The 15,435-nt window shown below is 36.0% G+C and carries 12 protein-coding genes; 5 read left to right on the plus strand and 7 right to left on the minus strand.

Annotated elements, in window-relative coordinates:
- Window positions 1–177 precede the first annotated feature (177 nt).
- The 5 genes from KVT27_RS19865 to KVT27_RS19885 form a co-directional block, all read right to left on the minus strand.
- Window positions 178–978 (minus strand): alpha/beta hydrolase, encoded by an 801-nt coding sequence (locus KVT27_RS19865; RefSeq protein WP_217581800.1) that lies wholly within the window; start codon window positions 976–978, stop codon window positions 178–180.
- Complete coding sequence (locus KVT27_RS19870) at window positions 975–1,967, minus strand: ABC transporter substrate-binding protein (RefSeq protein WP_208704883.1); 993 nt, start codon at window positions 1,965–1,967, stop codon at window positions 975–977. The genes KVT27_RS19865 and KVT27_RS19870 overlap by 4 nt, the downstream gene beginning before the upstream one ends.
- Window positions 1,968–2,012: 45 nt before the next feature.
- Window positions 2,013–3,200, minus strand: coding sequence for an AraC family transcriptional regulator (locus KVT27_RS19875; RefSeq protein WP_036122266.1), 1,188 nt, complete (start codon window positions 3,198–3,200; stop codon window positions 2,013–2,015).
- Window positions 3,201–3,226: 26 nt separating this feature from the next.
- Entirely contained in the window at window positions 3,227–4,855 is a 1,629-nt protein-coding gene (locus KVT27_RS19880; protein WP_036148167.1) for an ABC transporter substrate-binding protein, read from the minus strand.
- A gap of 97 nt (window positions 4,856–4,952) precedes the next feature.
- Complete coding sequence (locus tag KVT27_RS19885) at window positions 4,953–5,909, minus strand: ABC transporter substrate-binding protein (RefSeq protein ID WP_036122270.1); 957 nt, start codon at window positions 5,907–5,909, stop codon at window positions 4,953–4,955.
- A 493-nt stretch (window positions 5,910–6,402) separates the two neighbouring features.
- On the opposite strand from KVT27_RS19885, the gene KVT27_RS19890 reads away from it, so the two are divergent.
- Entirely contained in the window at window positions 6,403–6,948 is a 546-nt protein-coding gene (locus KVT27_RS19890) for a hypothetical protein (RefSeq protein ID WP_150908381.1), read from the plus strand.
- 417 nt (window positions 6,949–7,365) lie between these two features.
- On the opposite strand, the gene KVT27_RS27115 is transcribed toward KVT27_RS19890, so the two are convergent.
- A complete protein-coding gene (locus tag KVT27_RS27115) occupies window positions 7,366–7,497 on the minus strand; it encodes a hypothetical protein (protein ID WP_255350101.1) in 132 nt (43 codons plus the stop codon).
- Between the two features lie 71 nt (window positions 7,498–7,568).
- On the minus strand, window positions 7,569–8,525 hold the full coding sequence (locus tag KVT27_RS19895) for an ABC transporter substrate-binding protein (RefSeq protein ID WP_217581801.1): 957 nt from the start codon (window positions 8,523–8,525) through the stop codon (window positions 7,569–7,571).
- A gap of 99 nt (window positions 8,526–8,624) precedes the next feature.
- On the opposite strand from KVT27_RS19895, the gene KVT27_RS19900 reads away from it, so the two are divergent.
- From KVT27_RS19900 to KVT27_RS19915, 4 genes are all read left to right on the plus strand, one after another.
- Window positions 8,625–10,190 carry an ABC transporter substrate-binding protein gene (locus tag KVT27_RS19900; protein ID WP_217581802.1) on the plus strand — a complete coding sequence of 522 codons (1,566 nt, stop codon included), beginning with the start codon at window positions 8,625–8,627 and terminating at the stop codon, window positions 10,188–10,190.
- Window positions 10,191–10,291: 101 nt separating this feature from the next.
- The gene (locus KVT27_RS19905) at window positions 10,292–11,236 is read left to right on the plus strand and encodes an ABC transporter substrate-binding protein (RefSeq protein ID WP_217581803.1); all 945 of its coding nucleotides are present in this window, start codon (window positions 10,292–10,294) and stop codon (window positions 11,234–11,236) included.
- A 185-nt stretch (window positions 11,237–11,421) separates the two neighbouring features.
- Window positions 11,422–13,329 carry an AraC family transcriptional regulator gene (locus KVT27_RS19910; RefSeq protein WP_217581804.1) on the plus strand — a complete coding sequence of 636 codons (1,908 nt, stop codon included), beginning with the start codon at window positions 11,422–11,424 and terminating at the stop codon, window positions 13,327–13,329.
- Window positions 13,330–13,467: 138 nt separating this feature from the next.
- Window positions 13,468–15,390 carry an AraC family transcriptional regulator gene (locus tag KVT27_RS19915; protein ID WP_036122282.1) on the plus strand — a complete coding sequence of 641 codons (1,923 nt, stop codon included), beginning with the start codon at window positions 13,468–13,470 and terminating at the stop codon, window positions 15,388–15,390.
- Window positions 15,391–15,435 lie beyond the last annotated feature (45 nt).

The raw sequence follows: 15,435 nt of genomic DNA on the forward strand, positions 1-15,435 counted from the left end.
TGAGCTCTGAATTCTTGGAGGCTCAAGCCGTTTAATCTTTATAAAAGAGATATGTAGTTTTAAATTGAGTATGTTTGCTTCAAACATAAAAATACTCCCCTTAGATAAACAGATTATATTTTTTAATCTGTCTACCTAATAGGGAGCATATCACAAATAACTACTGGGGCTTTTCTGTTAGGAATTTAAAAATCGTGGAAGTCGACCAAGCATACTAGGAAGGACACTAACATGGTCTTCCTCATCAAATTTCACATATTGAGTGTGAACGTTCTGTTCGCTTAATCGCTTCAGTCGTTCAGCCGCTAAATCAGCTCCCTCTAACATATCTGGAAGCTCGTTAGCACCGATTGTGAGTAAGAAATTAATAGTATGCTGACCTTTCCAATCGTCAAAAAATTGGTCTATTACTTTTAGTACCGCATTGTCAGCCCACCACACAGAGGGACTGCCAGCTACAATATGACTGAATAAATGAGGTCTTGCACATAAAGCATATAGTGTGAAAAGACCACCTAAGGAATGACCAACAACCGCTTGTTTCTTTTTGTTGATGGGCCATTCTTTTTCGACAGTAGGCATTAGTTCATGTTCAATAAAGTCTAGAAACTGGTTGGCTTTGCCGTTTGGTGGCCAAGGGGTTCCATCTGGACGTGCTGGCAGCTTTCCATCACTAACAGGCAGGGTAAAATCATTGCAGCGTCGTTCCATATCAAAGGGTTCCTTAGAGGGATAGCCAATACCAATAACAAGAATGGGCTCATAGCCTTTTGGTTTGCGCGTTTGTAATTTTACCGCCTCTGCAAGCGTTGGGAAAAGAGCGTCTCCATCTAGTACATAAATAACAGCATAACCATCTGCTGGTGGTGCATCTGTCGGGTTAGCAATTAATATTCGATAATCTAACTGGTTGTGGGATGTCATGACATATTCAAAATAAGTTTCTGATACATACGGTTTCTTTATCTTTGTTGTCATGGTGCTAAAAACTCCAATACATCGTCTATCACTTTCTCTTGTGCATGAATACCACCATTTAGCCAATAATCCTCAGATGTTTCAAATACCTGATTACTTTTGAAGGCATCTGTACTTTGCCAGATAGTACTGTCCTTCAGTTCATTAATGAATGAATTTCCAAGATTGCCATCATTGATCAGGAAAATATAATCGGCATCTAGCTCAGGGAGAATTTCCAAAGATACTTCAAATGCACCGTTTTTCACGTAGCTACTTTGCTCGAATCCTAATTCATGTGTTAACACATACCCACTGAAATATTCATCTGTCATGAAAAACATCCCTTTGGCGTTAAAGCGAATTAACGCTACTTTTTTGCCTTCCGTTTTGGAAGCCAGCTTTGATTTTGCTGCATCCACCTTTTCTTGATAATTCTGTATAGCTTGCTGTGCTTTAGCGGGCTCGTCTAGTAATTGCCCTAACACTTTAATTGAACCTTCTATATCAGTTGCTGCATTTTTGAACACATAGGTTGGCGCAATTTTTGCGTATTTTTCATATGTGCCATTTTCAATATAAAACGAATTATGCAAAACAATTAAGTCTGGCTTATCTGCCATAATCGTTTCAGGAGATGGGGGGCCGCTTGCAAAGCTAATTTCAGGTATGCCTTGTAGCTGATCCTGTAAATAGAGCTGTGGTTTAACACCATTCGACCATTGCATAGTAGGCTTAATACCAAGAGCTAGTAAGGAATCCTCCAAAACAGGTGCGAATATTTTAATGGGCTTAGCTGGTAATGTTACTTCATTGCCAGCCTCATCCTTTATGGTTAATGGATAAGCTTTTTGCTCCTTACTATTGTTTGAGTTTACCTGTGCTTCTACCTTTTTTTCGTTATTGCTTGATTGGGTATTGCAGGCAGAAATTAATCCAATAGCTAGCATTAAAGTGGCTAGAATATAGACAGATTTTATAATCGTTTGATTACGACCATTGTGTTTCATTGTAGTTCAATGTCCCCTTCCATTGATAATCATTCTCAAATGGAATTATAATTCACTATCGGATACGATACCATGGACGGGGACAGGAAAAGAGTTTGGATTTTTTCCGGTTAACATGAGCAACATTTCATCTAACATTCGATTTATCGCAATAGCAGAGTATTCAAACCAAGGATTTGATGGCAAAACATAGACATGTCCATTTTTTACAGCTTGGAGCTCTTTCCAACGATCAAGGTATTGTAAAGTAAGCCAATAATTTCTAGTCTGAGAATCTGGACATACGATAAAAAGTAAACGATCTGGGTTTATATCTACTAGCTGATCAAGCGTAATTAGCTCGTTACATGTTTGCTGTTGCCCATCAATAGGGGAGAGCTGCAAATCTGTAAATAGGACATCCTGAATCCCTTTATTGCAATATAAAAATAATTGATCGCCACATAATCGTAGAACGGCAAAACTATCTTCCTTGGTCACTCGTTTAATTTCTTGCTTAGCCTCTAATACCTTTTGTTCGTAGGACTGTATGAAATACTCACACACGCTTTGCCTTTTGACAGCAACGGCTATTTCTCTTAGTTGTGTTCGCCAATCCTTAGCTTCAATATAAACACTTTTAATGCCAAATGTTTGAAGCCAACCAAGCATGGAAAGAGAGGGCTCTTCTTGAAAAATATGAATATCAGGCTTAGCGGAGGTTAATTTTCTAAAGTTATCCTCTGATTCTGCATCAAATATATTCACATGCACTTGGATTTTGTCCTGATAATGATTGTAATAATAAGGACTCCATTTAGCATTCAGTGGAGCCGCAACGGGAATGATGCCAAGAGCTAGTAAGTTTCCGATAGTGGACACTGAAAAGGTAGAAATACGCTGGCGCGCTAATTTACTAAAAGCGGAGGGTGAAACCCCCACCTCCTTTTTAAATTTACGGCTAAAATAAAATTCGTCACTGTAGCCAACTTCTCTAGCAATTTCACGCAGTAATAGGTCGGTATCACGCAATAATTGTTTGGCATGACCAATACGCAGCTCTGTTAAGTAATCTGTGGCACTTAGCCCAAATGCCCTTTTAAATGCCTCTCCAAAGTAGCTAGAACTAAGACCAGAAATGATTGCGAGATGCTCAATCGTCAGAGGCTGGTGATGATTTTTAGCAATATAATCACGTATATCCTTTAATGATATTTGCGTCGTCATTCGATCTGTCATACTTTCTGTTTTCATATAAAATGTCACCCCTTGAATTTATATTACTTTGCAGTAATTATTAATCTCGGTAAAGCGCCAAGTAATTTTTCTCTCGTAAAGGCATCGTTATAATTCCACTTTGTTGCATCTACTAAATATACGTGGTTGTTCTGTACAGCCTTGAGGTCCTTCCAAATATCGCTATTCATCAATTTCATCGTGGCCATTTGCGAGTCGGGTTTATCCGATAAAAGCAAGAAAATTCGATCACCAACATACTTTGGTAACTGATCTATTGGTATTTCTTTATATCCATTGCCTGTTTGAAGCAATTCTTTTACTTGCTGGTGAGGCTGAAATCCATCTGGATGAAAAAGAGCAGGAGCTAGACCTGTACAGCCCATGACATAAAGGCGTTTACCATGATCAAAGGTCAAGACCGTTGCTGTTTCACCTGGGTCTACGACTGATTGGAGCTTTTGCCACATCGTTTTTTCTTGGACTTTATAGCGGGCTAGCCAATCTTCTGCACGTTGTTGTTGGCTAAGCCATTGTCCTAATAGAAGGATGCGTTCCTCTAAAGAATCCCAAGAATTTAAGGTAATAGTTGGAGCAATTGATGATAGTGCTTGATATTGCTGCTCATCATTATTTGTAAAGATAATTAAATCTGGGTTTAGCTTTGAAGATTTTTCAAGATTAATGGGAAAGGCAACATCTTGAATATAAGGAACATGGTTTTTATAAAAGGATTTACTAATAGACTTCTTGTCACCGCCTATTGGTTGAACATCAAAGATCAGCATATCCCCAAACGTTTCTCCGTGATAAATAATTCGGTGAGGTGCGGATGGGATCGTGACTTCATGTCCTGTCCAATCTTTTACAACCGTTCGTTGCCTATATTGTCGGGCAAACTGTTTTGGCGGAATACCGATCACCTGTCGGAAGCGGCGATTAAAATAATATTCATCATCAAATCCAACTTGTTGTGCAATATCCTTTAATGGCTCATTAGTTTGTAATAATAATTCCTTTGCGTTAGTAAGACGTAATTCTGTAATATAATCTAGCGGCTTCTTCCCCGTTAAAGATTGAAAGATTGTACTATATTGCCATTGGGCTATATGAGCAAGTTCAGCTAACATCTTAACGGTTAAAGGCTGTTGATAATATTTATGTACATAATTGATCGTTTCCTCGACTGCCTTCGTCATAGTTAATTGGACATTTCTATGAAGCTGATGTTCAAATAATAAATTTAATAGTTCATATAAAATACCTTGCTGTTTAAAATAATCCGATTGGGTCTTTAATTGATACAGATCTTGTGTAAGACGGATAAATCGTGTATTCGGATAAACGGTATGCTCCACTTCATCAGAAAAAATAGGTCCTAGATAAGGAGAAGGGAGCTCCAGTTGTAGCTGGAAAGCCGTAAAGGTTATTTTATAGAAGCAGAATTCATTTGTTAGATCCGATAAATCGATCATGGAATGAGGTTGTATAAGAAAAATCTTTCCTTTGGTCACCAAATAGGGAATGTCATCTATTGTTAATGTCCCACAGCCATCCGTAAAAAGTATCATGGTATGGTGTGATGGGCAAATAAAAGGGTAGCTCTGTGAAATACAGTCAATATCTTCTAAATGAAATAATAAATTATGTCTAAAAGAATGATTGTCTTCCATTTATTCACGTCCTTGCTAAATGAAAATGATTATCAATTAACTTTATTGTATAAAAAGTAAAGAGACATTTCAACAAAGATGAAATGTCTCTTTAAATCTATTTTTTTAACATAGTAGGTAATTCGGTTAATAACCATTCTCTAGTTGAGGCATCGCTATCACTTTTTTGAATATCAATTGTGTAAACATGCCCATTTTTTACAGCAGGTAGGTTTTTCCAAATTGGACTATTCATCATTTCTTTTGTCGATTGTTTTGCTTCATCATCTACTGGTGTTAGGATGAAAATTCGATCGCCAGCATATTCAGGAAGAAGCTCTGTAGAAATTTCAGCAAAGCCTGTGCCATCATCAAGTATTTTTTGAATCTTATCACCAGGCTTAAGAACATTTGAATCGTATAAAACTTGAGAAAGCCCTGCACGTGCCATTACAAATAATCGATCACCTGGATAATATGTTAATACAGATGCAGTTTCATCTGGTTTAACCGTCCCATCAGCCACAAGCGACTCCCACATTTTATCCGCTTTTTCTGTATAATCAGCTATCCATTGAGCGGCTTCTTCTTTTTTATTCAGTATATCGCCCAGTTCCGTTAAACGTTGGTTCAAAGGTGCGAACGTATCAAACACTATAGTTGGAGCAATTTTAGAAAGCTGTTCATATGTTTTATCATCGGCAGTACCAATAATAATAAGGTCTGGCTTTAATGACAATGTTTGCTCTACATTAATCGGAAAACCAACGTCCTCCACATCTTTTACACGATCTTCCCAAGCATAATCAGTAATCCAGGAGAATCCTGCACCAACTGTTTTGAAATTTAATGCAAGCACATCCCCGTATCCTTCGCCATGATAAACTACTCTCTCAGGATTCACAGGGATTTCTACCTCATGACCTAAATAATCCTTATAAATACGTGTTGTCGGTTCTGACGTTGCTGTCTCTTTTTGATTAGTATCTTCATTGTTAGAACCACAAGCAGCCAATAGGACTCCAACCAGTAGTAAGAGGCTACAAATGAACATATGTCGATTTACTTTTTTCATATCTTTTCCTCCGTAATTGATAATCATTATCATACGTTAGCATAAATTAAACCTTATTTTAGAACAATGGACAAACTAAATATAGTTCATTGAGGTTTATCCAAAAATCGCATTGATGTGGGCTGAGCCCACAAGACTTTAAAGAACCATGAGCATTTTCAAACATATGAAAAATTTTTTGAGCATATGGGGAAGGGATAATAGAGCTAAAATGATTAAAGTTGGAGGAGAGTAACAATCATCCTTTTATGTTGAAATAATGTGTTTCATGAACATTTAGCCGTTTAATTAGTATAATCAGCGATGTAAAAAATTTTGAATAAACAAGGCAGTAACGACAAAAGGTGAATTGTTCCATAATTTTACAGATGAAATGTAACGGAAATTTGTATAAGGTATAAAACTTTTTGGATAAGATATAAAGTTACACTTCCTCATTTAGAAAAATATGGTATTATAAAAATATACAATAATTTACATAGGAGGTTATTTTATGTTAAAAAAATTAATATTACCATTTGTGATTTTACTATCTATAGTTACCGTTGCATTTACAATGGATTCGCAGACAGCAGCAGCAGAAGAAGTAGTAGATTTAGAAGAGGTAGTTAATCCAGAAGAAATAGAAGTAGATTCAGAAGAGGTTACACCTTATTTTGTTAATGATTTCCGATATCGAAAGGTAAATGTAAAAACATTCAATGAATGGTCGGGCTATAAAAGAGCTTCTGATAATATAACGACAGGCAAAGGAGGCGGTTCTATTACAGCAACCAAAAGTGTCACTTTTGGAACTGATGTATCTGGAGCAATAGATGGACTAGGAATATCAACTTCAAAATCTATCACTAGCTCGATAGGATATACATTGAATGCTGACCCTAATAAAACCGTTTATATGGGATATAGAGTATATTATAAAGTGGAAACGGGTACTAGAGAGTATTATGATTTAGTAACTGGAAAAGTACTGAAAAGTAATAGTTATACTGTTAAGGTTCCACAATATGGAGAATTTAAATTAATAAATGCTAAGTAACAATTAATTAAAACAAGACTAGCTAATATAGTTAGTCTTGTTTCAATTTTGTAGAGAAGAAGTATCCTAATTTTGAAAGTGAATATAGTAAAAAAATAACCATTAAATTTCTGGATATTACATATCCATCAATTGCAAGATCATAACCTTTTGGTATTAAAATACTGCTATTTAACAGAATGTATATTGCGGATAATATAGGAATTATTATACATGAAAGTCCTAATAACTTGTATTTATTGTCCATAATTTTCCTCATCTCCCAATTTTATTATTTATATTATTTTAACATTTTTTTTTGACTTTTAAAATTTTAATTTTAGTTATTTAACAGTTGTTTTACGAGACATACTTTGAGTCCTCATTTTTGTAAGGAGTACAGGCACTGCTTCAATTGTATATGTAATGAATTTTCAATTAATCAATCTGTAACAGATAATAAATAAAGTAATCATAAAGTAATGTAATATATGTCACACTTTTTTGGCTTAATTGCTCCTCAATAGCGAAAACAACTAATAATTTTTTCCTTAGCAGTAATGTACCCATAGAAAAACTGCCTCCCAAATTGTAGAACTTGTCTAATGTTTGGGGGCAGTTTAAGGCTGCTAAATGTATTTCTACTTAGCGATACTATCTAACACATTTTCAATGATTTGGCGATTGGCAATGGCCCCAGAATATAACCAGCTTGAGCTTTGGTCAAATTCATAAACGTGGCCATTTTTTATGGCGGGTATATTTGCTAGGAGAGGATCACTTAGTAATGTAGAACTGCCTGCACGATCACTGTTAATAACAAAGAGATAGTCTGCATCTATTTGTACGAATTTTTCTAAAGATACTTGTGACCAATCACCAGCAGCAGAAGCTGATATTTCTTTCACTAGGCTAGGATTTTTTAGCCCAAGATCCTCATAAAGAACAATACCACTCGAGGCTGTATTGCTTACCATATAAATTGTATTGTTAATATTCCAGATGACAGTGGCGGAAGGGTTCCCCACTTTATTGTGAATATCCTCCTTTGCCTCTTTAGCAAATTGATCATAATCTGTAAGGACTTCCTTTGCTTTATCTACTTGATTAAAAATTTCTCCCACTTTCAGAAGCTTATTACGCCAATTATTATCTTCTGCCCCCATTACATATGTAGGCGCAATTTTCCTATATTGCTCGTATTTTTCCCCTTCTGCGATTTCTGATGAACCGATTACAATTAAATCTGGATTAAAGCTTGTAACTGCTTCAAAGGGAAGGTCAAACTCAATTGTTGGAATGTCCTTTAATGATTCCTGAAGGTAGTCTTGAATGGACGCCCCACCTTTTACTGACCATTGTGCTACTGGCTTAATACCTAAAGCGATGAGGTGATCTTCTAGGTAGGGTGCAATAATACGCTGGGGACTTTCAGAGACTGTTACTTCACTACCTAATGAATCTGTTAATACACGGTTTGAGTGATCAACGTTAGCCTTATCTGCTGATGGAACTGATTGATTTCCACATGCAGCTAAGAGCATCGAAAAAATGAGAATACCTGTGAAGAAGGAATTCTTTTTTAAAAAATTTGTCAAAGCTATAATCCTCCCAATGCAATTGATTTCTAATATTCTATTCCATTATAATGAAAATGATAATCAATATCAATTGAGAGATTAGGAGATAGAACTAGAATGTACAAAGATAATGAGTTACTGTGCCAATTTTTTTATCAACCTATTCAAATTATGAAACTAGAAGAACTATTATGCGATAAGAGAGGGCGTTTGGCATACCCATTTATCATTGTCGTTTATGAGGGTCATGCCATCTATACGCTCCAAGGTCGACAGCTTCAGCTTAGCTCAAATTCTGTTATGTTTGTGGATGATGGAGACGATTTTCAACTACTTAAAGCAAATGAATGTATAGGGGTTGTCATTATATACCGTGCATATGGCCCGAATATAGTTAACTTATTACAAAATACCACTTTAATGGTACATTGCACATATCGTCTCATGAATTTAGTCAAGGAAATAGAAAGAGAAGCAAAGATTACAGTTGAAAGTAATCCGTTTCGTTTACAAAAACTATTTGCTGAAATGTTAGAAGAACTGTACAACCATTTACGTACTAACAAAGAACAAGAAGGTTTGTGGATTGATAGGGTACTTGATTATATGAATCTACATTTCAATGAAGATCTAACAAGAGAGCAAATGGCTGAAAAAGCGCAGGTAAGTCCTGAACATTTTTCTCGTACGTTTCATAAGCACACTGGATATACGTATAGCGAGTATTTAACATTATTAAGGATAAGGGAATCTCAGAAAAAACTATTATTAGGGATGCCAAAATTAGATGATTTAGCCCAAGTAGTAGGCTACAGAGAGGGGACCTATTTAAGTCGGAAATTTAAAGAAATTGTCGGTGTATCGCCTACAGTTTATTATCAAAAATCGAAACGTCTTATTGTACTGAATGCCAATCATACTGCCTGCTTACTGGCCCTAGGGATTACGCCAGTATTGGGGGTGTACTCTCCATTTTTGGAAAATATTAAGTCTGTTCCATCCTCGCAGAAACTTACAGGCTATGAGCAAGATATTGCTTCGAATTATCAGGAAATAATAGCTGCTTGTCCTGATGTCGTTATTAACTATAGTGGAAGCATGGAAAAGCAGGCTCTACTGTCAATAGGCCCTGTTTTTGAGCTATCCTGTAGACAATTAAGTTGGCGCGAACAATTTGGACTAATTGCAAATTTAGTAGATAGACGAGAAGTGTACAATCATTGGCTTCGACAATATGATGAACAGATAGTTCACTGTAACCAGCTTCTTGATCGACGATTTGGGGCAAGGGGTACCGCTATTGTTTGGGAAATAGGTAGTCATGCAGCTTATTGTCTAAATAGTAGTCATGGGAGGGGAAGCCATATACTTTACGAGGATTTAGGGTTTAGTCGGCCGGACGAAATTGTCGCACATAATATAGAAAAGACAGGATATTTAACAGTAAATATTGAAGAAATCGTACATTTTCCAGCTGATTATATTTTTGTTACGGCACTTCCAACAAAAGATTCAGGAAAAGAGAGTCTCTTAGCAGTATTACACTCTGATAAATGGAAGTCGCTGGCGGCTGTCCAAAAGAAACAGGTGTATTTTATGAACCAGTATGAAACATTTTATGGGTATGATCCATTATCTACAGCAGTTCAATTACAAAAATTGATGGAAGTACTGACATCATAAAATAACATGGCAATAAATCACTTTCATGCATAGACAGTTATTTGGCATTCTTCTACAATTATTGAGAATGATTATCAATTGTTGTGTATGGAGGGAAAAAATTGTTTAAACAAAATAGAAAGATTGTAGGACTATTATTTCTGCTCATAATGCTTATGTTAACAGCTTGCGGCCAAGAGGAAAGGGCAGCTAATCCAACTGGAGAGCAAGATGCGAAAGAAGCAGAGACAAAAACGGTTCAGACTATAAAAGGTGATATTGTTATTCCGTCTAATCCGAAGCGAATTGTAGCAGAGGAATATATCGCAAGTCTACTTGTTTTAGATGTGAAGCCCATAGGAGCTCCTGGTTTGGCTCTTGAAAATTATTATGTTAAGGATGCATTAAAGGATGTAGAGGATATCGGTGTTTATGGGAAACCATCCATTGAGAGGATTTTAGGACTCAAACCTGATTTGATTATTACTGGCAATGGAGAAAACTATGATGCTTTAAGTAAAATTGCTCCAACTGTAGTTATCCCATACGGGGAATTGAAAAATGCGCATGAGGAGCTTACATATTTCGGTGAGTTACTTGGAAAAGAGCAAGAAGCAAAGGATTGGCTCTCCCAATATGATCAGAAGATTGCTGATGCTAAAGCACAGGTAGATGCGATTATCCCAGAGGATGCAAGCTTTTCTATTATTGAGGATGCAGGTAAATCTATTTATGTTTATGGTGATAACTTCGGTCGGGGAGGACAGCCAATCTATCAGTCACTTGGTCAAAAGCTACCAGCTAAAAAGGCAGATGAAATTATGGAAAAGCAGTGGGCGGAAATTTCTGAAGAAGTATTGGCAGATTACGCAGGAGACTACATTATTTTGACTTCGAATGATAGAACGGTTGAAGATTATAAGAAAGATCCAATATGGGGAAATTTACCGGCTGTGAAAAATGACCATCTTTATGTTTGGCCAGAGGAACGTTCATGGTATTATGACCCAACAGCGGTCTTGGCTCAAGTTGAGGAATTAACAAATTGGCTACTGAATAAAAAATAGTAGAAAATGGTGAGCGATTATTTAGTTTAACCGTCTCAATTAAGAAACTTATAGAAGCATCTTTCCTAGTGAAGATGCTTCTTTTTATTATTACATTTTTTGATATTATTGAGAATGTTTATCATTTATAATGTTTACAAGAGGGGGCATTCTATTATTTAACTTGAAAGGTGTGTATACAAACAGTGAATATAGATGATCATATCCTTCTGTGGAAGTCTGCTACTATCCAAGTGTTTGATATACGGTATATCAAGATACATGGTGATGAGCAGCCTAGCTCATATCGTTTACCAGCTAGCGGCTTCCTGTACGCTATCAAAGGGAAAGCTAATGTAATATTAGACAATAAATCTTATAAGATAGAAAGTTTTAATATAGCGCATGCTGTTAAAGGAAGCTGCCTACATATTAGTGCTGTAGAAAATAGTTTAGAGTACTACTTAATTCTCTACAAAGCGACGTTGCCTATTACATCTAGGAAAGACATGCTAGTGCTATGGGAACGCGAAAAACCTGTTCAGCTTCAATATGTTTTTCAAGTTACAAATGCACTTACATTGCAGGAAAAAATAGAAACTATGCATCGAGAGTGGCTCAAACAGAATAATCTAGGACATTTCCATGTCAAAGCACTTTTCTACCAAATTATTTATGAACTTTTGCAGCAATTACATCAACAGCATGTCAATGTGCAACAGCCAGATCCCGTGGAGCAAATTCAAAATTATATAGATGAATATTACAGTCTACCAATTACTCGAGAATCACTTGCCCAAATGTTGAATTATAGTGTGCCCTATATAGCTAAGCAATTTAAACAAAAGACGGGTAGAAGTATTATTGATTATCTTATTCAAATAAGAATTCAAAAAGCGCGGCAATTATTAATACATACAACTTTAAGCTTGCAAGAGGTTGCTTCGAGTGTTGGCTATGAAGATGTTTCTTATTTTATCCGTATTTTTAAAAAGCACAGTGGTCTAACCCCCATGAAATTTAAACAGCAACCAAATCAACATAAATCGTATCGTCCTATGTATCGGCTTTCTTTGTCTAATGATAAAAAGTGGATACAACATTATATTGGTAATGATAATTATTATCAATATAAACAAAAAGGAGATTTACTGATGAATAAAAAGACAAAGTCCTCTATGATGACGACTTTATTGCTATGTTTCACTTTATTGCTAAGTGCATGTTCTGGTAGTGCTATGAATACTACCAATAATGGAGAGACAAAGGCGGCAACCAATCAGGCAGCGGAAGTGCAGTCCACAACGAAAATCGTTTCTACTGTGAAAGGGGATGTAGAAATTCCAGTTGACCCGAAACGTGTCGTAACGGATACGTATCCTGGTTTTTTATTGACCTTGGGCATAAAACCAGTAGGTACACAGGAGCTTTATATGAAAAGCCCTTATTTAAAAGACTATAACGAAGGAATTACTTATTTTGAGGATTCCCTTGAAGCCGTAGTAGATTTGAAGCCAGACCTTGTTATTACAGGTGATGAAAAGAAATATGAAGCCTTTTCTAAAATAGCCCCTACCGTTTTAATACCATTTACTTTAGAAATGGATGAGACATTGGAGGAGTTTAGTAGAATATTTGATAAAGAGGAAGACGTGAAGGCATGGTTAGATGACTATCATCAGAGAGTAGCAAAAGCCAAACAAACCGTTCAAAATATTATAAGCAAGGATCAAACTGTTACTATTCTAGCTGGCGGGGCAAAAAATGATATAACATTATACGGTAATGGCTATACAGGGCGATCCTTTTATGATGGGCTTGGACTAACGCCACCTCCAAAAGTAATCAATGATATGGATCCTGAAAAACCTTGGTTGCAATTATCCCCTGAATTACTTACAGAATATGCAGGTGATTATATTTTTGTGGCAGTTGATAAAGCAACAGAAACATACGATTATAAAAGTGAACCTGTTTGGAAAACACTTGATGCCGTACAGAATGATCAAATTTTCGAAATCGATGGATGGAGTTTCTGGTTTTCAGATCCAATTTCTATACTTGGGCAAATCGAAGAAGTAACGGAAATGATCGTCCTACAAGTTAAAAAATAAAAGATAAGTTCAAAATCACTCTAGCATTGTATAGCCAGAGTGATTTTTTATTAATATCTATTTATTAAAAAATATAATTGAGAACTATTATCAATTGTAATAAACTTGGAGTAGCTGAATGGAAAGGAATGATAAAGAATGCTACCTGATGAGGAGTTTCTATTTCTTTGGAATCATGCCACAACAAAAATACTAGATATACGTTATGAGCTATTCAAACCTGAGGAAATTGGTAAATTGTATAAATTACCTGCTAATATGTTTCTTTATGCTACAGGAGGTAGTGCAGATATTTATATAGACTTAAACAAATATACACTAGAGGGCTTTCATCTTATACACAGTGGGAAGGGCTCTACTCTGCAAATCATGGCTAAGGATAAAGGATTTGAATACTATATGGTATTCTATCGAGCCTTCATTCCTTTAGCTTCTAATAAAAGGGTAGTAGCTGCCGTGTATAGAAATAATCCTTTCAACTATCAATACGGTTTTGTACCAAGCTCACCTGTTACCATGTTCGAAAAAACACATCAAATGTATAGTAAATGGAAAAATGCCAGTAATCTAGATAAATTTACAGTTAAATCACTATTTTATCAATTTTTAAATGAAATTTTTATACAGTTAGATCAAGAGAGTCTCGACATACCAAAGTTGAATGTCTCTTATCAAATTCAAGCATACATAGAAGAAAACTTCGCAAAATCATTGACGTTAGACACAATTGCCAAGGCATTACGTTATAGTCCATCACATTTATCTATTCAATTCAAGCAACAGATAGGCTGTAGTCCTATTGAGTATTTAATTCAGCTAAGAATCGGAAAGGCTTCCACTTTGCTTGTGGAGACAGATGCTAGCATACGTGATATTGCTATGGGCGTCGGCTATCATGATGTTTATTATTTTAGTAGACTATTCAAAAAAAGAGTAGGTATCTCACCCATAAAGTTTCGCCAAAAAGAACAAATAGATCATCTAGTAAAGGATAGTCCTTCAATGTCTGAAAGATACTCCATTGTCGATTGGAGCTTCCAAGATTATATTGAGAATGGTTATCAATATAAAGGAAGGAAGTATGAATCAATGAATAAAAGAGGATTATCAACTATTGCAACACTTTTTCTATGCTTAACACTTTTACTAAGCGCTTGTAGCAACGGAACATCTACGAATACGGGGAGCGAGGGAAAGACCTCTGTTGCACAAACAGCAACTAAATCACAAACAAAGGTTGTATCCACTATTAAAGGGGACGTTGAAATACCCGTTAATCCTGAGCGAGTAGTTGTGATGTATTATACTGGTGACGTCCTAGCATTTGGTGTAACACCTGTGGGATCTTCTAAGATACAGGACGGCGCTGCATTTGAGGAGGCATTAAAAACAGTCGAAAGTTTAGGTGAATGGTTTGAGCCGAATGTTGAGGCAGTGATTCAATTAAAGCCGGATGTCATCATTATTCCAAAGAATGAAGAACTATATGGGCAGATGAAAAAAATAGCTCCAACTATTGTGATAGATGACGCCACAACATCTCTAGATCAACGTTTAGAAAAAATTGGAGAAGTGCTGGGGAAAGAGAAAGAAGCAAAAGATCTTTTGACTAATTTTTATACAAAAGTAGAAGACAGTAAAGAACAGCTAAAAGCGGCGGGTGTATTAGATAAAACAGTTAGTATTATGGAAGGCGGCAAAGGGAAAATGTCAGTTGTAACAAGTTATACCTTCGGACGTGGTTCTCAAGCATTGTATGAATATTTAGGAATGCGTGCGCCAGAAATTATTCAACAGAAAATAGATGATAAGAATAATACTCAGGAGGCGATAGATGTATCCTTAGAAGTATTAACGGAGTATGCAGGAGATTATGTTTTTCGTTCATCATATGAAGGGATGGTAGATTTAACTGACCATCCAGTTTGGTCCGCTATTCCAGCTGTTAAAGAAGGCAGACTTGTGGAAATTGATTTTGGTTTTTGTTACTACAACGATATATATTCATTAACTAAACAGCTTGATTTCATTGTAAATCGTCTATTAGCTACAGCAAATTAAATAAAGGGTGCCTCGTAAATGGACAACAGGTTAAGGGAGGCGCTT

It is taken from the genome of Lysinibacillus sp. GbtcB16 (assembly GCF_019091145.1).
In the GTDB taxonomy this organism is placed as follows: domain Bacteria; phylum Bacillota; class Bacilli; order Bacillales_A; family Planococcaceae; genus Lysinibacillus; species Lysinibacillus fusiformis.

What these genes read in the sequence shown, in the direction of transcription:
- KVT27_RS19865 (WP_217581800.1), bottom strand. Translation starts at nt 978, where the DNA reads ATGACAACAAAGATAAAGAAACCGTATGTATCAGAAACTTATTTTGAA.
- KVT27_RS19870 (WP_208704883.1), bottom strand. Translation starts at nt 1,967, where the DNA reads ATGAAACACAATGGTCGTAATCAAACGATTATAAAATCTGTCTATATT.
- KVT27_RS19875 (WP_036122266.1), bottom strand. Translation starts at nt 3,200, where the DNA reads ATGAAAACAGAAAGTATGACAGATCGAATGACGACGCAAATATCATTA.
- KVT27_RS19880 (WP_036148167.1), bottom strand. Translation starts at nt 4,855, where the DNA reads ATGGAAGACAATCATTCTTTTAGACATAATTTATTATTTCATTTAGAA.
- KVT27_RS19885 (WP_036122270.1), bottom strand. Translation starts at nt 5,909, where the DNA reads ATGAAAAAAGTAAATCGACATATGTTCATTTGTAGCCTCTTACTACTG.
- KVT27_RS19890 (WP_150908381.1), top strand. Translation starts at nt 6,403, where the DNA reads ATGTTAAAAAAATTAATATTACCATTTGTGATTTTACTATCTATAGTT.
- KVT27_RS27115 (WP_255350101.1), bottom strand. Translation starts at nt 7,497, where the DNA reads ATGGGTACATTACTGCTAAGGAAAAAATTATTAGTTGTTTTCGCTATT.
- KVT27_RS19900 (WP_217581802.1), top strand. Translation starts at nt 8,625, where the DNA reads ATGTACAAAGATAATGAGTTACTGTGCCAATTTTTTTATCAACCTATT.
- KVT27_RS19915 (WP_036122282.1), top strand. Translation starts at nt 13,468, where the DNA reads ATGCTACCTGATGAGGAGTTTCTATTTCTTTGGAATCATGCCACAACA.